Here is an 18204-nt window from a genome sequence, read left to right on the forward strand (position 1 = left end):
GTCGGGTCGGTCTTCTCGTTCTCTTCCGCCTTTCTCCTTCCTCCGCGGAGGTGGAGGGAGTCGCGCGCGGCCTTTGCTCTGCACCCGTCCACGCGCCAGGCGCGTTCGGTGACCGGTGCCCCGGCGGGCGCAGAGCAAAGGGGGCTGCCGCACCCACCGGCCGACTCCCAGCCCTCCTTGGGCCGCGCCTGGCGGTCGCGGCCCTGCTCGGCGTGCCGGTGGATCTGGAGGGCGGCGTCAGTGACCGTCCGATCGCCATCCGATGTCAGGGGGTCGGACTAACCTGCCCGGGGCGCCTCGAACGGGCGTGACCGGAGGAGTGGTTACTGAGATGGTGACGGCAGGGCGACCCGTGCCCACGCAGGACGAGGTGCTCGGCTATTTCGACACGCTGTCGAACTGGGGGCGGTGGGGCGACGACGACGAGCGCGGCGCCCTGAACCACATCACCGACGACGTCCGGGTCGCGGCGGCGCGGGCCGTGCGGCACGGCCGGAGCGTGTCGTGCGCGTGGGAGGTGACCGTGCCGGACGGGCTGGAACGCTCGACGACGACGTGCCCGTGCGCCGCCGACATGCCGGGCGCCGAGCACATGCCGGTGCCCGGCTTCCACGCCGACCGGCGCTGGGGCTTCTCGTCCGAGCGGCTCGGCATCGACTTCCACGGCAACACCGTCACCCACCTCGACTCGCCGTGCCACATCTTCTGGGACGGCACCATGTACAACGGGCGGTCGCACTCACTTGTGGACGCCGTGACGGGGTCGGCGTGGGCGGCGGTCACGGCGGCGGCGGACGGGATCGTCACCCGTGGCGTCCTGCTGGACGTCGCACGGGCGCGTGACGTGCCGTGGTTGACGCCGGGTGAGGCCGTGTTCCCCGAGGACCTGGCGGAGGCCGAGCGTCGCCAGGGCGTACGGGTGCGGCCCGGCGACGCGGTGCTGCTGCGGACCGGGCACGGTCGGGCCCGGCGTGCGGGCGGCCCGGCCGGCGGTTTCACGCAGGCCGGCTGGCATGCGTCCTGCCTGCCGTGGCTGCACGAGCGCGAGGTCGCGCTGATCGGCGCCGACACCCCGCAGGACGTCCAACCGTCCGGGTACGACGACGTGCTGATGCCGGTGCACGCCGTCAGTCTGGTCGCGATGGGCCTGTGGCTGCTCGACAACTGCGACCTGGAGGCGTGCGCGACGACCGCCGCCGAGCTGGGCCAGTGGGATTTCCACCTCGCGGTCGCCCCGGTCCGCTTCGCCGGCACGTCCGGCAGCCCGGTCAACCCGATCGCCACCTTCTGACCCCGGCGTCAACCGCGGACGTCGCTGCTCCCACCGCCATTGCCGCTTCTCACCGCCGCGGCCCCGTTGCTCGTACCGCGGGGGCCTCAGGAAGGGCGCCTTCCGGCGCGGGAGACGCCCTTCCCGGCGATCAGCGAGCGGGCGCTCAGCGGTGGGCGGCGGCGAGGGCGGCGCGGACGGTGGCGGCGTCGGCGGTACGCGGCTGGTCCCAGTTCTGCGGGTCGGCCGAGTACAGGCCGGCGTACGCGGTCATGTCCCGCTGGAAGCGCCACCCCTCGGCGAGCGGGCCGGCGTCGACGGTGTCGTAGCCGAGCGTGTCGAGCAGGTCGGTGACGGCCGCCTTGGCGCCGGTGTCGTCACCGGCGATCGGCAGGGCGGTGCGGTCCGGCGCGCCGGCCGGGCGGGCCAGGGCGAGCAGGTGCTTGAAGTAGATGTTGTTGAACCCCTTGGCCACCTTGGCCGTCGGCAGGTGCCGTTGGAGCAGCTCGCTGGTGGTGGTGGAGTCGTCGTCCAGCTCGGGGAAGCGGCCGTCGCGCTCCGGGTAGTAGTTGTTGGTGTCGATCACGATCTTGCCGGCCAGCGGCTCGGCGGGCGTCTCGCGGTAGGCCCGCAGCGGGATCGTGACCACCACGATCTCGCCGACCTCCGCGGCCTCCCGCGCGGTCGCGGCGCGGGCGTTCGGGCCCAGTTCGTCGACCAGGTCCTTGAGGGTCTCGGGTCCCCGCGAGTTGCTGAGCACCACGTGGTGGCCGGCGGCCACCGCCAACCGGGCCACCGTGCCGCCGATGTTGCCGCTGCCGATCAATCCCAGAGTCGTCATGCCGGCACGAACCCCGGCCCGGGGCGCGGCATTCCCGCCGTGGCACATGTCGTGAGTGTTGACAACTGTCTTCGTGCATGTGACAGGATCTGCACAAATCCTGCATGGTTGGTCATCACTGCTTCCCCGTGGGCGTATTTAGTGATATCTATCTCTTGCTGATCTTTCTCCTAGCCCCCGGGAGTGTGTGACGTGCGGAGATCCCGCCTGACCGTCCTCGCCCTGAGCCTGACCGTGGCTCTCGGCGCCGCCCTGACCACAGCCGCGCCGGCCCAGGCCGCGCCCACCGACAGGTACGTCGCCCTCGGCGACTCGTACGCCTCCGGCGTCGGCGCCGGCAGCTACACCAGCGAAAGCGGCTCCTGCAAGCGCAGCACCAAGGCCTACCCCGCGCTGTACGCCGCCAACGTCAAGCCCGCCTCGTACAAGTCGGTCGCCTGCTCGGGGGCCACCACCACGAGCGTCGTCAACAGTCAGCTCTCCGCGCTCAGCTCGACCACCACGCTGGTCAGCGTCCAGGTCGGCGGCAACGACGTCGGCTTCGCCACCATCATGACCACCTGCGTGCTGTACGGCACCAACGAGTGCGTGGCCGCGGTGGACGCCGCCATGGTCAAGGCCCGCAACGACCTGCCCCGCCTGCTGGGCAACGTCTACAACGGCATCAGGACCCGGGCCCCCTCGGCCCGGGTGGTGGTCGTCGGGTACCCCGTGTTCTATCAGCTCAACACGCCCTGCGTCGGGCTGAGCGACACCTCCCGGACGAAGCTCAACCAGGGCATCAACCTGGTGGACGACATCATCCGCAGCACGGCCGCCACGTACGGCTTCACGTTCGCCGACGTCCGCTCCGCCTTCGTCGGCCACCAGTTGTGCAGCTACGGCGAGAAGTGGCTGCACGCGTTGAACGTGCTGGACATCGGCGTGTCGTACCACCCGACGGCCGCCGGCCAGTCCGGTGGCAACTACCCGGTGTTCCGGTCCGTCGCGGGCTGACCGCCGAGTAATCCTCTCCCGCCCGGGTCCGCCGTCGCACACACGGCGGACCCGGGCGCGTCCGTCCTTGTGCCCCCCACCGGCCCCTACCGGGCAGGGGCTTGCGACTTCCGTGAAACGGGGCCGTCCGGCCGCCGCGACGCCCCCATTTCCAGGAAACCGCGCCCGCGGTGGCCGCCGCGCCCGCCGGGTCGGGCGGGTCGGGCGGGTCGGGCGGGTCGGGCGGGTGGGGCGGGATTGACCAGCGTCGTGGAAAGCGTAATCCTCTGGAAGCGCTTCCATCGACAAACCTCGACTCCTGAGAGAGGAAGGCCGTGCGCCCCACCACCGCGTTACTACCCGTCACGCTGGCCGTGGCACTGGGCGGACTCGCCCTGCCGCAGCCGGCCCAGGCCGTCGCCGGCCCGGCGTTGGCCGTCGACGTCACCGCCGGCCGGCACGCCATCAGCCCGTACGTCTACGGGATGAACTTCGCCAGCGAGGCGTTGGCCCGCGACATCCGGCTGCCGCTCAACCGGTACGGCGGCAACGCCACCACCCGCTACAACTTCCGCAACGACACCACCAACCGGGCGTCGGACTGGTACTTCGAGAACATCCCGAACGACAACCCGGACCCGAGCCGCCTGCCGAAGGGCTCGGACAGCGACGAGTTCGTCGCCGCCAACAAGGCCACCGGCACCGGCACGGTGATGACCCTGCCGATGATCGGCTGGGTCGCCAAGGACCGGGCCCGCGCCTGCGGGTTCAGCGTCACCAAGTACGGCCCGCAGGAGTCCACCGACGAGTGGGCCCCGGACTGCGGCAACGGGAAGAAGCCGGACGGCAGCCTGGTCACCGGCAACGACCCGACCGACACCAGCGTCGCCGTCGGCCCGGAGTACGCCGCCGACTTCGTCACCCACCTGAAGACCGAGTTCGGCGGCGCGGCCGACGGCGGCGTGCAGTTCTACAACCTGGACAACGAGCCGGACCTGTGGCACTCCACCCACCGGGACGTCCGCCCCGAGGGGCTCGGCTACGACGAGCTGCGGGACCGCACGTACGCGTACGGGGCGGCGGTCAAGGCGGCCGACCCGGGTGCGAAGACCCTCGGGCCGGTCGGCTGGGGGCTCAACTCGATCCACTTCTCCGGCCTCGACCAGGACGTCTGCTCGCGTACCGGCTGCTGGTCGAACCCGCCGGACCGGGCCGCGCACGGCGGCCAGGAGCTCGGGCCGTGGTACCTCGACCAGATGCGCGCCTACGAGCAGGAGCACGGCACCCGCATCCTGGACTACTTCGACATCCACATCTACCCGCAGCAGGCCGGGGTGCACAGCGACGCGCCGGGTGACGCGGCCACCCAGGAGCGGCGGCTGCGCTCCACCCGCCAGCTCTGGGACCCGACGTACGTCGACGAGAGCTGGATCGACAAGCCGGTCCAGATGATCCCCCGGATGCGGGGGCTGGTCGACCAGCACTACCCGGGCACGAAGCTCGCCATCACCGAGTACAACTGGGGCGCGTACGGGCACCTCAACGGGGCGCTCGCCCAGGCCGACATCCTCGGCATCTTCGGCCGTGAGGGCCTGGACATGGCCAACCTCTGGACCGCCCCGACGGCCGACCAGCCGGTGGCGCACGCCTTCCGGATCTACCGCAACTACGACGGCGAGGGCGGGGCGTTCGGCGAGACCTCGGTCAGGGCCACCAGCGCCGATCAGGGCAAGCTGGCGATCTACGCGGCCGAGCGCGGCAGCGACGAGGCGCTCACCCTGGTCGTGGTGAACAAGACCGGCGAGGAGCTGACCAGCCCGGTGGCGCTCACCGGGACGTCCGCCGGCACGGCCGAGGTCTACCGGTACAGCGCGGCGAACCTCGCCGGCATCGTCCGCGAGGCCGACCAGCCGGTCACCTCGACCGGCTTCACCGCGACCTTCCCGGCCAACTCGGTCACCCACCTGGTGCTGCCGGCCGGCGACGACGAGCCGCCGGTCGACACCGAGGCGCCGACCGCGCCGGGCAAGCCGACCGCCGGCGCGATCACCGGCAACAGCATCGCGCTGAGCTGGGCCGCCTCCACCGACGACACCGGCGTGACCGGGTACGACGTGCACCGGGTCACCGGCGACACGACGGTGAAGGTGGGCAGCGCCACCGGGACCTCGTACACGGTGACCGGGCTGACCGCCGACACGGCGTACACCTTCGTGGTGACCGCCCGCGACGCGGCGGGGAACGTCTCGCCGCCGTCGCCGGGGCTGACCGTGCGGACGGCCGTGCGGCCCGACGGCGGCTGCCGGGTGACCTACGCGGCCAACACCTGGCCCGGCGGGTTCACCGCGAACGTCACCGTCAGCAACCGCGGCGCCACGCCGATCGACGGTTGGACGCTGGCCTTCGACTTCCCGGCCGCCGGGCAGAAGGTCACGCAGGGGTGGTCGGCCACCTGGGAGCAGAGCGGCGCGACGGTGACCGCCCGGAGCCTGGGCTGGAACGCCAGGCTGGCGCCCGGGTCCGCCATCACCATCGGGTTCAACGGCACGCACACCGGCCAGAACCCGTCACCCCTCGGATTCACCCTGAACGGCCAGGCGTGCGGTAACTGAGCCAGGGACGCCCCGGTCGGGTCCGCGCCCGACCGGGGCGTCTTTCGTTTCCGCGGTCGGTCAGGACGTGGCGGGCAGCGTCCGTTGGATCGCCGCGTGCAGCTCGGGCGCGTCCGGCGCGACCGTCGGGGCGAACCGGGCGGCCACCGTGCCGTCCGGCGCGACGAGGAACTTCTCGAAGTTCCACCGGACGTCACCGGTGTGCCCGTCGGCGTCCGCGGCGGGCGTGAGCGCCGTGTAGAGCGGGTGCCGGTCGGCCCCGTTGACCTCGACCTTCTCCGTCAGCGGGAAGGTCACCCCGTAGTTGGCCTGGCAGAAATCGCCGATCTCGGCGGCGGTGCCCGGCTCCTGCCCGGCGAACTGGTTGCACGGCACGCCGAGCACCACCAGGCCGCGCGCCGCGTACGCGTCGTACAGCTTCTGCAGGCCGGCGTACTGCGGGGTGAGGCCGCAGCGGGAGGCGACGTTCACCACGAGCAGCGCCCGCCCCCGGTGGGCGGCGAGGTCGAGCGGACCGCCCGTCAGGGCGTTGATCCCGATGTCGAAGACGCTCATGCCGGCGAGGCTACCGGCGTCGCCGTGGGGCCGCCCGTGCCGGTGACCCGCTGGTCGTCCGGCGCGTCCGGTCACCCGGGGAGCGGGGTGACCAGCCCCGCCACCGGTGAGGAAATCGACGTACGCCCATCTTGACGAAGTGGCGACAGTGTGAGTAGCGTCTCCCTCATCCTTTTGGAAAGTTTCCTAACTGTTTAGGGAGACGCCGCATGAGAAGATCACTCCGCCGGGCCCTGTGGGCGAGCGCCGTGGTCGCCGTGACCGTCGCCGCGGTCCCGATGACCTCGGCCTTCGGCGCCGGCAGTGTGACCACCACCTTCACCAGGGTCCAGGACTGGGGAACCGGCCACGAGACCCGGGTGACCATCACCAACGGCACGAGCGCCACCGTCTCCACCTGGCGCGTCGAGTTCGACCTGCCCTCCGGCACCACCATCAGCAGCTTCTGGGACGCCGACGTCACCCGAAGCGGCAACCACTACGTGGCGGTCAAGAAGAGCTGGGCCGGCGGGCTCGCCCCCGGCGCGGCGTTCAGTTGGGGCTACAACGGCTCCGGGGCGTACAAGGCCCCGCTGAACTGCACCGTCAACGGCGCGCCGTGCGGCGGCGGCACCACCCCGACCACCCCGCCGACCACCACCCCGCCGACCACCGCCCCGCCGACCACCGCGCCCCCGACGACACCGCCCCCGACCACCCCGCCGCCTACCACACCCCCGCCCTCCGGGGACAAGAAGGTGGTCGGCTACTTCGCCCAGTGGGGCGTCTACGGCCGCAACTACCACGTCAGGAACATCCACACCAGCGGGTCCGCGGCCAAGCTCACCCACATCCTGTACGCCTTCGGCAACACCACCGGCGGCCGGTGCACAATCGGCGACAGCTACGCCGACTACGAGAAGGCGTACACCGCGGCGGAGAGCGTGGACGGCGTCGCCGACACCTGGGACCAGCCGCTGCGCGGCAGCTTCAACCAGCTCCGCAAGCTGAAGAAGATGTACCCGCACCTGAAGGTGATCTGGTCCTTCGGCGGCTGGACCTGGTCCGGCGGCTTCACCCAGGCCGCGCAGAACCCGGCCGCCTTCGCCGATAGCTGCTACAGCCTCGTCGAGGACCCGCGCTGGGCCGACGTGTTCGACGGCATCGACGTGGACTGGGAGTACCCGAACGCCTGCGGCCTCACCTGCGACAGCAGCGGCCCGAACGCGTTCAAGAACGTGGTGGGCGCGCTGCGGTCGAAGTTCGGCTCGTCCGCGCTGGTCACCGCCGCCATCACCGCCGACGGCAGCAGCGGCGGCAAGATCGACGCCACCGACTACGCCGGCGGGGCCACCCACCTCAACTGGATCATGCCGATGACGTACGACTACTTCGGCGCGTTCAACGCCCAGGGCCCGACCGCCCCGCACTCGCCGCTGTACTCGTACACCGGCATCCCGCAGCAGGGCTTCTGGTCCGACGCCGCGATCCAGAAGCTCAAGGGCAAGGGCATCCCGGCCAACAAGCTGCTGCTCGGCATCGGCTTCTACGGCCGGGGCTGGACGGGCGTCACCCAGAGCGCCCCGGGCGGCGCCGCCACCGGCCCCGCCCCCGGCACCTACGAGCAGGGCATCGAGGACTACAAGGTGCTCAAGAACACCTGCCCGGCGACCGGCACCGTGGCTGGCACCGCGTACGCCAAGTGCGGCAGCAACTGGTGGAGCTACGACACCCCGTCCACCATCGGCGGCAAGATGACGTACGCGAAGAACCAGGGTCTCGGCGGCGCGTTCTTCTGGGAGCTCTCCGGCGACACCACCAACGGCGAGCTGATCGGCGCCATCCGGGGTGGCCTGGGCTGACGCCCGGAAGCCGACACCGCGCCCGCGCGGGCGGGAAGGGGAGCGCCGGCCCCCTTCCCGCCCGCGTCCGGCGTCCGACGGGAATCCGACCCGGGCCCAGATCCGGCGTCCGGCGGGAATCCCACCCGGGCCCGCGGACGGCGGGAAGGGTCCCCGCCGTCCGCCGGGGGCGGTGTGACAGACTCGCTGTTCGGCCTGGCTGGACAGCGCGCGTGGAGGCTCCGATGGGTGTGACCCGGCGGTACAGGGCGGCCCTGGCCGTGGTGGCCGCGGTGGCGGCGAGCACGCTCGGCGGCTGCGGGCTCGGCGACGACGAGCCGGCCGAGAAGCCCGACCGGGCCCCGGCCGAGGAGGCCGCCACCAAGGCGCGGGAACGGGTGCAGGCGTACCTGGACGCCCTGGTCGCCAAGGACGTCGCCGCCGGTCGCAGCCAGTTCTGCGCCACCGCGCACCAGGCCTTCGACGCCGCGTCGACCAGCCCGAACGGCGACTTCGCCGACCACTTCACAGTGCCCGCGGCGACCGTCACCGACGTCCGTCCCGGCCCGGCCGGCCAGGAGGTCAGCGCCTCCGTCACGGTCACGGCGGGCAGCCAGGACCTCACCCGGGAGCTGCTGTTCACGGTGACCCGCAGCGGCGCCGACTGGTGCATCGCCGACGAGACCCCGGGAGGCAACAGCCCGTCGCCGTCGCCGTCGGTCGCTCCCTGACCGGCGTCGATCCGCTCGGTGACCTCCCAACCACCGGAACCGGGCACCCCCTCGCCGGCGGGCGACCGCGCCGGTCGCCGTACGCTGATTCCATGCGCCATGAGTGGCACCAGCTCAGCTACCCCGCCGTCGGCAGCCCGGCCCTCCAGACCAGCCGCCCCACCGTCGACTCCGCCGAGGACGCCGCGCTCGGCCTGGACACCTGGCGGAGCCTGCCGCGCGCCCAGACCCCGCCCTGGCCCGACCCGGCCGAGGTGGCCGAGGTCTGCCAGGTGCTCGACACGGTCCCGTCGATCGTCGCCCCCTACGAGGTCGACCAGCTCCGGCGGCGGCTGGCCCTGGTCTGCGAGGGCCGGGCGTTCCTGCTCCAGGGCGGTGACTGCGCGGAGACCTTCGTCGACAACACCGAGAGCCACCTGCTCGCCAACGCCCGCACCCTGCTCCAGATGGCGATCGTGCTGACCTACGGCGCGTCACTGCCGGTGGTCAAGGTCGCCCGGGTCGCCGGGCAGTACACCAAGCCCCGGTCGCTGCCGACCGACGCGCGGGGCCTGCCGGCCTACCGCGGTGACATGATCAACTCGCTGGAGGCGACGCCGGAGGCGCGGCTCGCCGACCCGCAGCGCATGATCCGGGCGTACGCGAACTCCGCCGCCGCGATGAACATGCTCCGGGCGTACCTGGTCGGCGGGCTGGCCGACCTGCACGCCGTGCACGACTGGAACAAGGACTTCGTCAAGCACTCCCCGGCCGGCGAGCGCTACGAGGCGATCGCCCGGGAGATCGACCGGGCGCTGGCCTTCATCCGGGCCTGCGGCATGACCGACGAGGAGGCGCTGCGTACCGTCACGCTCTACTGCTCCCACGAGGCCCTCGCCCTGGAGTACGACCGCGCGCTGACCCGGGTCTCCGACTCCCGGGCGTACGGGCTGTCCGGGCACTTCCTCTGGGTCGGCGAGCGGACCCGGCAGCTCGACGGCGCGCACATCGACTTCATCTCCCGCATCGCCAACCCGATCGGCGTGAAGCTCGGCCCCGGCACCACCCCGGACGAGGCGCTGGAGCTCTGCGAGAAGCTCAACCCGGAGAACGTCCCCGGCCGGCTCACCCTGATCAGCCGGATGGGCAACCACAAGGTCCGCGACACGCTCCCGCCGCTGGTCGCCAAGGTCGACGCGGCCGGGGCCAAGGTGGTCTGGCAGTGCGACCCGATGCACGGCAACACGCACGAGTCGTCCAACGGCTACAAGACCCGGCACTTCGACCGGATCGTCGACGAGGTGCTCGGCTACTTCGAGGTGCACCGCGGCCTGGGCACCCACCCCGGCGGCCTGCACGTCGAGCTGACCGGCGAGGACGTCACCGAGTGCCTGGGCGGCGCGCAGAACATCGCCGACCTCGACCTGCCCGGCCGGTACGAGACCGCCTGCGACCCCCGGCTCAACACCCAGCAGTCCCTGGAGCTGGCCTTCCTCGTAGCAGAGATGCTCCGTGGCTGACGCGAGGAGTGAGCTTGCGAGCCCCGCAGTCGGCGGCCTGAAGGTGAGCGCTGTGGCTGACGCGAGGAGTGAGCTTGCGAGCCCCGCAGTCGGCGGCCGGAGGAGGAACCGTGGCTGATTCTCTGGTGGATCTGCGGTCGGACACGCTCACCCGACCCACGCCCGGCATGCGGCAGGCGATGGCCGAGGCCGAGGTCGGCGACGACGTGTACGGCGAGGACCCGACCGTCAACGCGTTGGAGGCCGAGGTCGCCGCGCTCTTCGGGCACGAGGCGGCGCTGTTCGCCCCGACCGGCTCGATGGCCAACCAGATCGCCCTGCAACTGCTGGTCCCGCCGGGCGAGGAGCTGCTCTGCGACGCCGACGCGCACGTGGTCACGTACGAGATGGGGGCCGCCGGGGCGTACGGCGGGATCTCCTCCCGGACCTGGTCGCCGGTCGGCGCGCAGCTCGACCCGGACGTGGTCGCCGCGATGATCCGTCCGGCCGGCTACCACGCGGTGCCGACCCGGGCGGTGGCCGTGGAGCAGACCCACAACCGGGGCGGCGGCGGGGTGGTCCCGCTGGAGGCGCTGCGGACGCTGCGTCGGATCACCGACGACGCCGGGGTGGCGCTGCACTGCGACGGGGCCCGGATCTGGCACGCGGCGGTCGCCGACGACGTGCCGCTGACCGGGTACGGCGCGCTCTTCGACACCCTGTCGGTCTGCCTCTCCAAGGGGCTCGGCGCGCCGGTCGGCTCGCTGGTGGTCGGCAGCGCCGAACGGATCGCCCGGGGGCGGGACGTCCGCAAGCGGATGGGCGGCGGGATGCGGCAGGTCGGGGTGCTGGCCGCCGCCGGCCGGTACGCGTTGCGCCACCACCTGGACCGGCTCGCCGTCGACCATGCCCGGGCCGCCCGGCTCGCCGAGACGGTGGCCCCGTTCGGGGTGCTCGCCACGCCGGTCCGCACCAACATCGTCGCGCTGGACCTGACCAAGTTCCCGCTCGACGCGCCCGCGCTGGCCGCCGCCGCCCGCGCCGACGGGGTGCTCGTCTCGGTGCTCGGTCCCCGGTCGGCGCGGCTGGTCACCCACCTGGACCTCACCGACGCCGACGTCGACCGGGCCGGCGAGGTGCTGACCCGGGCGCTGCGCCACTGAGGAGTCCCCGACACCGTTTCTGGCTCTTCGTGCCCGACTCCGTCTTCGTCTTTCGGGAAAAGGGGGCGTCCCAGCCTGGGAACGCCCCCTTTCCCGGGAAGCCGCGCGGAACACCGCGCCGGGCGGGCGGGCCGCGCGGAACACCGCGCCGGGCGGGCGGGCCGCGCGGAACACCGCGCCGGGCGGGCGGGCCGCGCGGAACACCGCGCCGGGCGGGCGGGCGGCGCGGGAAAAACCGCGCCGGCGGGCGGGGTGGCTCAGGGGGTGGGGGCGGCGGGTGGTGGGCGTAGCCGTTTGAGGGTGGCGATGTCCGCGTCGTGCCCGACGTGCTTCTCGGTGGGGGTCTCCACCACCACCGGCACCCCCGCGGTGGCCGGGTGGGTCATCAGCTCGGCGAACGCCGGCTCGCCGATGGTCCCCTTGCCGACGTTCTCGTGGCGGTCCCGGGTCGAGCCGCACAGGTCCTTCGAGTCGTTGGCGTGCACCAGCCGCAGCCGGCCCGGCCCGACCGTCGCCACCAGCGTGTCCAGCGTGGCGGTCAGTCCGCCCTCGGCGGCCAGGTCGTGCCCGGCCGCCCAGGCGTGGCAGGTGTCGAAGCACACCCCGAGCCGGGGGTGCCCGTCCACCGCGTCCAGGTACGGCCCGAGGTGTTCCATCCGGGACGCCAGCGAGCGCCCTCCGCCGGCGGTCGGCTCGACCAGCAGCATCGGCCCGTCGGCGGCGTCGGTCGCGTCCAGCAACGGCAGCAGCGCCTCGCGTACCTGTCGGCGGGCGGCGGCGTCGTGTGCCGCGTCCACCGAGCTGCCGGCGTGGAACACCACCCCGCGTGCCCCGATCGCCCGGCCCCGCCGCAGCGCGTGCGCCAGGGTCCGCACCGAGTGCGCCACCGTCGCCGGGGTGGGGGAGCCCAGGTTGACCAGCAGCGCCGCGTGAACGTAGACCAGGATGCCCCGGGCCTGGCAACCCTCGACGAACAGCGCGTCCTGGGCCGGGTCACCGGGCGGCAGCGCCCAGCCCCGCGAGTTGGAGACGTAGACCTGCACCACCTCGGCGCCGGTCGCGTCCGCGTACGGCAGGGCCGCCTTCGCCAGCCCGCCGCCGGTGGGGGTGTGCGCGCCGACCGGTCGGCGCGCCGGCCCGACCGGCGCCCCCGACCCGTCGTCCGGCCTGGTCGGCACCTAGAAGCACCCGATGGTGACCGGGGTGCCCGGGGGCACCTGCGCGTTCTCGGGCGGGTTCTGGAACCGGACCACGCCGTTCGGGTTGAACTGCACCACCACCGGGAAGCCCTGGCCCTCCAGCGCCTGTTTGCCCTGCGGGCAGGGCAGGTCGACGACCCGGGGCACGGTCACCGGCGCGGGACCCTTGCTGATCTCCAGCTTGACCTCGGCGCCCTTCTCCACGCCGGAGCCGTCGGCGGGGGACTGGCCGATCACCTCGTCCTTGGGTTTGTCCGAGTCCCGGTACGTCTCCACCGGGGTGAGGCCGAGCTCCTGGAGGCTGCCGCGCGCCTCGTTGACGTTCCTGCCGACCAGGTTCGGCACGGTGATCGGGGCGCGTCCCCGGCTGAGGATCACGCTGATCTTCGTGCCCGGCTTCACCTCGGCCCCGGGCTTCGGGTCGGTGTCCAGCACCACCCCGGTCGGCAGGTTGTCGTCGTAGCGCGCCTTGCCCTTGGCGACCTCCAGACCGGCGTCCCGCAGGTCCGCCTCGGCCAGCTCGAACTCCTTGCCCACCACGTCCGGCACCGGGAACCGCTCCGGGCCGAGGGAGAGGGTCAGGGTGACCGTGCCGCCCTTGACGATGCGGTCGGCCGAGCGGGGCTCCTGCGCCACGACGCTGTCGCGGGGCACCTTCTGGTCGTACCGGGGATCGGCGTAGGTCAGGGCCAGACCGGCCTGGGACGCCCGCGCCTCGGCCTGCGCCCTGGTCAGGCCGGCCAGCTCCGGGGCGACCGTGTAGCGGCCCACCCCGAACCACCAGCCGCCACCGGCGAGCAGCAGGGCGACCACGACGACGGCCGCGATGACCGCGAGCCGGCCCTGCGGGGCGGCGGCGAGCTGACCGCGCCACCGGGCCAGCGGACCGTCACCCCCGGGCGCGGCCCGACGCCGACCCGGTCGGTCCGGCTCCGGCGCCCGGCCCTTCGCCTCCGGCAGCCGGGCCCAGGACGGACGTTCGGCGGGACGGACCGCCGCGACGGCCATGGTCGGCTGGGCGACGGCCGGGGCGGGGTCGTCGGTGATCCGGCGCAGCACCGCGGTGTGCGCGTTGTCGGCCAGGTCCTCCCGGGCGGTCTGCACCTCGGCGAGCAGCGCGCCGGCGTCGGTCGGGCGGGCCCCCGGGTCGCGTCGGGTGGCCCGGCCGACCAGTTCGTCCAGCGCCTTCGGCAGGCCGGGCACCAGCGTGGACGGGGCCGGCACGTCCCGGTCGACGTGCTGCCAGGCGACGTCGACCGGGCGGTCGCCGTCGTACGGCACCCGACCGGTGAGCATCTCGAACAGGACGATCCCGGCCGAGTAGACGTCCGTTCGGGGGTCGGCGTGCCCGTCGGTGACCAGCTCCGGCGCGACGTACGCGACGGTGGCCATCAACTGGTTGCCGGGCTCCTCCTCGGCGGCCTCGACGGCGCGGGCCAGGCCGAAGTCGGCGACCTTCACGACGCTGTCGACCAGGTTCGCCGCGCCGCCGCTGGGCGCCTCGGCGACCAGCACGTTCTCCGGCTTGACGTCCCGGTGCACCAGGCCGGCCCGGTGCGCGGCCCCGATCGCGGCCAGCATCTGCTCGGCGATAGCCAACGCCTCGTCCGGGTTGAGCCGACGGCGCTCGGCGAGCACGTCCCGCAGGGTCCGGCCCCGGACGTACTCCATCACCAGGTACGGCAGGCCACGGTGGGTGCCCTGGTCGTAGACCGCCACCACGTTGGGGTGGGTGAGCCGGGCGATGGTCTTGGCCTCGTCGGTGAACCGCTCGACGAAGCCGGCCAGCCGGGCCCGGAGGTCCGGCGCCTGGGTCGGATGAATGATCTTGACGGCGACGGTGCGTTCGAGCCGCTCGTCGGTGGCGGTGTACACGGTCGCCATGCCGCCACGGGCCACGCGACCGCGAATGCGGTAGCGCCCGTCGATCAGCGAGCCCAGCAACGTGTCGGCGACCTGTGTGTCCATCGGGGGGCAGTCTATGTCTCCTGGAGGCGGCGGCAGAACAGGATGCCACAGCCGGTCCGTCACGTCACCCGGGACACCGCTGCCTGGCCTCCCTGTTGGCCGTGACCGGCCGGGACGTGGCAGGGTGATCGGGTGAGCGAATCCGCACCCGCCGAGCGGGTCGTGCCCGGCCCGGTCGACGACGACGCCTGGCTGACCCTCCCCGACGTCGCCGAGCGTCTCGGCCTGTCGATCAGCAAGGTCCACCAGATGATCCGCGACCGGGAGCTGATCGCGGTCCGCCGCGACGGCGTCCGCCGGATGCCCGTCGACCTGGTCGCCAACAAGACCGTGCTCAAGCACCTGCCGGGTGTGCTCACCCTGCTCGCCGACGCCGGTTACGACGACGAGGCGGCCCTGCGTTGGCTCTACGAGCCGGACGACACCCTGCCCGGCACCCCCGCCGCGGCCCTCGGCGGCGACCGGGCCCGGGAGGTCAAACGCCGGGCCCAGGCGCTCGGGTTCTGACCGTGCGACAGTTCGCCTACCTCGGGGTGCTGCTCGGCTGTCTGGTCTGCGCGCTCTGGCTGGAGCCGGTGCTGCGGGTCAACGTGCTGCGGCGCTGGCGTCGCCTGCTGCTGACCCTGGCGCCGGTGGTGGTGGTCTTCACGCTCTGGGACGTCGCGGCGATCGCGGCCGGGCACTGGACCTTCGACCCGGAGCAGACCACCGGCGTGCTCCTCCCCGGTGACCTCCCGCTGGACGAGCTGCTCTTCTTCGTCGTCGTGCCGTTCTGCGCCATTCTCGGTTTCGAGGCGGTGCGCGCGGTCAACCGCTGGCCGGCGGGCGACGAGCCGCCCGCCGGTCAGGTCGGCCCCGATGCCACCGGCCCGGCCGGTCCTGCGGCTGCCGCCGGCCCGGCCCGGCCCGACGCCGCCGGTCCCGTCGACGCTTCCGCCCGGGAGCGGGCGGTATGACGTACACCGCCGCCGCGTTGCTCGGCGCCGCCTGTGCTCTCCTGGTCGACCTGTTCGTCCTGCGTACCCGGCTGGTGCTGCGCCCGGTCTTCTGGGCCACCTATCCGATCATCATCTTCTTCCAGTTGATCTCCAACGGGATCCTCACCGGCCGGGACATCGTCCGGTACGACCCGTCGGCGATCATCGGCGTCCGACTGGCGTACGCGCCGGTGGAGGATCTGGTCTTCGGGTTCGCGCTGGTGCTGCTGACCCTGTCGGTCTGGGTCTGGCTGGGTCGGCGCGGCGTCCAGCCCACCCCGACCGCCGGCGAGCACAGCCCGCTGCTCCGCCTGCTGCGCCGCCGCGCCGGACGCGGCAGCAGGGACGCAGGGTAGGGGCCCGGGGTCAGTCGGCGCGGCGGGTGGCGGCGATGGCCAGGTCGACCAGGGCCTGCCGGGCCTCGGTCTCCAGGTCCGCCGTGGCCAGCGCGGCCAGCGCGGTCTCGGTGAGGCGGGCGATCCGCTCCTCGGTGCGCGCCAGCGCCCCGCTCGCCGCGATCACCTCGCGGAGCCGCTCGATCCCCGCCTCGTCCAGGTCCGGGGCGCCGAGCAGCCGGCCCACCAGGTCGCGTCCCACCTCGTCGGCGCCGGCCACCGCCGCCGCCACCAGGTAGGTCCGCTTCCCCTCCCGCAGGTCGTCGCCGGCCGGCTTGCCGGTCTGCTTCGGGTCGCCGAAGACCCCCAGCACGTCGTCGCGGAGCTGGAACGCCTCGCCCAGCGGCAACCCGTACGCCGAATAGGCCGCCTGGACCTCCGCGGACGCCTCGGCCAGCGCGGCGCCCAGCAGCAACGGCCGCTCGACGGTGTACTTCGCCGACTTGTACCGGGCCACCTTGCCGGCCCGCTCCAGGGAGGTGTCACCGGTGGCCTGGGTCAGCACGTCGAGGTACTGCCCGACGGTGACCTCGGTGCGCATCTCGTCGAAGACCGGTCGGGCCCGGGCGACCGTCCGGGCGTCCAGCCCCGCGCCGTGCAGCAGCTCGTCCGACCAGACCAGGCAGAGGTCGCCGAGCAGGATCGCCGCGGCGTCCCCGAAGCCGTCCGCGTTGCCCGTCCAGCCGGCGGCCCGGTGCCGGGAGGCGAACCGCCGGTGCACCGCCGGCTCGCCGCGCCGGGTGTCGGAGCGGTCCATCAGGTCGTCGTGGATCAACGCGCTGGCCTGCACGAACTCCAGCGCCGCCAGGGTGGCGACGACCTGGTCGGAGTCGACCCCGCCGGCGCCCCGGTAACCCCAGTACGCGAACGCGGGCCGCAGCCGTTTGCCGCCGCGCAGCACGAACGCCTCCAGCGCCTCGGCGACCGGCGTCAGCGCCTCGTCGACCCCGGTCAACCAGCCGCGCTGGGTGGCGAGGAATCCGGTCAGGGCCTTGTCGACGCGCTGCCGCAGGTCGGCGCGGTCGACGGGGGAGACGGGCGCGGCGTGGGTCACGCCACGACGCTAGCGGGTCGGCGGCCCGGACGCCGCACCACCTGGGGCGCGGCACGCCGGAACGGACGCCGCGAAACCGGACGGGTCCGGTGGTTCCGGACCACGACGGTCGGTCCCGACGCGCCCCGGCGGCTCGTCCGGATCTCGACCGGTGTTCCACCGTGCGCACGGCAGCGGGCTGGCGCGGCGGCCACCGGACGGTAGAGTCGGGGAGTGGCGCTCGGTCTACCCTCGGTTCTCCCCCGGTCCCGCCCGTCGATCGGGGAGCTGATCCGTGACCCCCGGCCGACCTTCTCGTTCGAGTTCTTCCCGCCGAAGACAGCGCAGGGCGAGACCCTGCTCTGGCAGGCCATCCGCGAGCTGGAGTCGCTGCGTCCGTCGTTCGTGTCGATCACCTACGGCGCCGGCGGCACGACCCGGGACACCACCGTGGCGGTGACCGAACGGGTCGCCACGGAGACCACCCTGCTGCCGATGGCGCACCTGACCGCGGTCAACCACTCCGTCGCCGAGCTGCGGCACGTGATCGGCCGGCTGGCCGGCGTGGGGGTGCGCAACGTGCTGGCCGTGCGCGGCGACCCGCCCGGCGACCCCACCGCCGAGTGGGTGCCGCACCCCGAGGGCATCCAGTACGCCGAGGAGCTGGTCCGGCTGATCCGTGACGCCGGCGACTTCAGCGTCGGGGTGGCCGCCTTCCCGTACCGCCACCCGCGTTCGCCGGACGTCGCCGCCGACACCGCGCACTTCGTCCGCAAGTGCCGGGCCGGGGCCGACTTCGCGATCACCCAGATGTTCTTCGACGCCGACGAGTACCTCCGCCTGCGGGACCGGGTGGCCGCGGCGGGCTGCGACACGCCCATCGTGCCCGGGGTGATGCCGGTCACCCAGCTCGCCACCATCGCCCGTTCCGAGCAGCTCTCCGGCGCGCCCTTCCCGGCCGCGCTGGCCGAGCGGTTCGCGCGGGTCGGCGACGACCCGGAGGCCGTCCGCCGGCTCGGCATCGAGCAGGCCAGCGAGATGTGCCGCCGGCTGCTCGACGAGGGCGTGCCGGGCATCCACTTCATCACCCTGAACCGGTCCACCGCGACCCGTGAGGTCTGGCAGAACCTCCAGGTCGGCGCGCGGGCGTGAGGGCGGCGACGCGACACCTGACCCGGCCTCCTACG

Annotated in this window: 16 protein-coding genes; 11 read left to right on the top strand and 5 right to left on the bottom strand. The window is 73.3% G+C overall.

Features of this window, described 5'->3' with window-relative positions:
* Nucleotides 1-331: 331 nt before the first annotated feature.
* On the top strand, nucleotides 332-1291 hold the full coding sequence (locus O7606_RS00810) for a cyclase family protein (protein ID WP_281597049.1): 960 nt from the start codon (nucleotides 332-334) through the stop codon (nucleotides 1289-1291).
* 145 nt (nucleotides 1292-1436) lie between these two features.
* Here the strand turns inward: O7606_RS00810 and O7606_RS00815 are convergent, their stop codons facing one another.
* Nucleotides 1437-2249 (bottom strand): NADPH-dependent F420 reductase, encoded by an 813-nt coding sequence (locus O7606_RS00815; RefSeq protein WP_348651149.1) that lies wholly within the window; start codon nucleotides 2247-2249, stop codon nucleotides 1437-1439.
* 54 nt (nucleotides 2250-2303) lie between these two features.
* On the opposite strand from O7606_RS00815, the gene O7606_RS00820 reads away from it, so the two are divergent.
* Both O7606_RS00820 and O7606_RS00825 read left to right on the top strand, forming a co-directional pair.
* Complete coding sequence (locus tag O7606_RS00820) at nucleotides 2304-3107, top strand: SGNH/GDSL hydrolase family protein (RefSeq protein WP_281597050.1); 804 nt, start codon at nucleotides 2304-2306, stop codon at nucleotides 3105-3107.
* 314 nt (nucleotides 3108-3421) lie between these two features.
* A complete protein-coding gene (locus tag O7606_RS00825; RefSeq protein ID WP_281597051.1) occupies nucleotides 3422-5698 on the top strand; it encodes a glycoside hydrolase family 44 protein in 2277 nt (758 codons plus the stop codon).
* Nucleotides 5699-5758: 60 nt separating this feature from the next.
* Here the strand turns inward: O7606_RS00825 and O7606_RS00830 are convergent, their stop codons facing one another.
* Nucleotides 5759-6253, bottom strand: a complete 495-nt coding sequence (locus O7606_RS00830) for a glutathione peroxidase (RefSeq protein ID WP_281597052.1) — start codon at nucleotides 6251-6253, stop codon at nucleotides 5759-5761.
* A gap of 209 nt (nucleotides 6254-6462) precedes the next feature.
* Between O7606_RS00830 and O7606_RS00835 the strand changes: the two genes are divergently transcribed.
* From O7606_RS00835 to O7606_RS00850, 4 genes are all read left to right on the top strand, one after another.
* Nucleotides 6463-8094, top strand: a complete 1632-nt coding sequence (locus tag O7606_RS00835) for a glycosyl hydrolase family 18 protein (protein ID WP_281597053.1) — start codon at nucleotides 6463-6465, stop codon at nucleotides 8092-8094.
* 224 nt (nucleotides 8095-8318) lie between these two features.
* A complete protein-coding gene (locus tag O7606_RS00840; RefSeq protein ID WP_281597054.1) occupies nucleotides 8319-8804 on the top strand; it encodes a hypothetical protein in 486 nt (161 codons plus the stop codon).
* Nucleotides 8805-8896: 92 nt separating this feature from the next.
* Nucleotides 8897-10303 (top strand): 3-deoxy-7-phosphoheptulonate synthase class II, encoded by a 1407-nt coding sequence (locus tag O7606_RS00845; RefSeq protein WP_281597056.1) that lies wholly within the window; start codon nucleotides 8897-8899, stop codon nucleotides 10301-10303.
* Nucleotides 10304-10425: 122 nt separating this feature from the next.
* Nucleotides 10426-11445, top strand: coding sequence for a GntG family PLP-dependent aldolase (locus tag O7606_RS00850; RefSeq protein ID WP_281599426.1), 1020 nt, complete (start codon nucleotides 10426-10428; stop codon nucleotides 11443-11445).
* A 257-nt stretch (nucleotides 11446-11702) separates the two neighbouring features.
* Here the strand turns inward: O7606_RS00850 and O7606_RS00855 are convergent, their stop codons facing one another.
* Nucleotides 11703-12623 (bottom strand): deoxyribonuclease IV, encoded by a 921-nt coding sequence (locus O7606_RS00855; RefSeq protein WP_281597057.1) that lies wholly within the window; start codon nucleotides 12621-12623, stop codon nucleotides 11703-11705.
* Nucleotides 12624-14612 carry a Stk1 family PASTA domain-containing Ser/Thr kinase gene (gene pknB / locus O7606_RS00860; RefSeq protein WP_281597058.1) on the bottom strand — a complete coding sequence of 663 codons (1989 nt, stop codon included), beginning with the start codon at nucleotides 14610-14612 and terminating at the stop codon, nucleotides 12624-12626.
* A gap of 132 nt (nucleotides 14613-14744) precedes the next feature.
* Here pknB and O7606_RS00865 point away from each other — a divergent pair, with 132 nt between their 5' ends.
* The 3 genes from O7606_RS00865 to O7606_RS00875 are packed head-to-tail and all read left to right on the top strand — an operon-like array spanning nucleotide 14745 to nucleotide 15945.
* Nucleotides 14745-15119, top strand: coding sequence for an Rv2175c family DNA-binding protein (locus tag O7606_RS00865; protein WP_281597059.1), 375 nt, complete (start codon nucleotides 14745-14747; stop codon nucleotides 15117-15119).
* A gap of 2 nt (nucleotides 15120-15121) precedes the next feature.
* Nucleotides 15122-15568, top strand: coding sequence for a lycopene cyclase domain-containing protein (locus O7606_RS00870; protein WP_281597060.1), 447 nt, complete (start codon nucleotides 15122-15124; stop codon nucleotides 15566-15568).
* A complete protein-coding gene (locus O7606_RS00875) occupies nucleotides 15565-15945 on the top strand; it encodes a lycopene cyclase domain-containing protein (RefSeq protein WP_281597061.1) in 381 nt (126 codons plus the stop codon). Before O7606_RS00870 ends, O7606_RS00875 begins: the two co-directional genes overlap by 4 nt.
* A 10-nt stretch (nucleotides 15946-15955) precedes the next feature.
* On the opposite strand, the gene O7606_RS00880 is transcribed toward O7606_RS00875, so the two are convergent.
* Nucleotides 15956-17038: a polyprenyl synthetase family protein gene (locus tag O7606_RS00880; protein WP_281597062.1), complete on the bottom strand. Its 1083-nt coding sequence runs from the start codon at nucleotides 17036-17038 to the stop codon at nucleotides 15956-15958.
* Between the two features lie 213 nt (nucleotides 17039-17251).
* On the opposite strand from O7606_RS00880, the gene metF reads away from it, so the two are divergent.
* Entirely contained in the window at nucleotides 17252-18169 is a 918-nt protein-coding gene (gene metF, locus O7606_RS00885; protein ID WP_281597063.1) for a methylenetetrahydrofolate reductase [NAD(P)H], read from the top strand.
* Nucleotides 18170-18204 lie beyond the last annotated feature (35 nt).

The sequence above is a fragment of the Micromonospora sp. WMMD882 genome, from assembly GCF_027497255.1.
Classification (GTDB): Bacteria; Actinomycetota; Actinomycetes; order Mycobacteriales; family Micromonosporaceae; genus Micromonospora.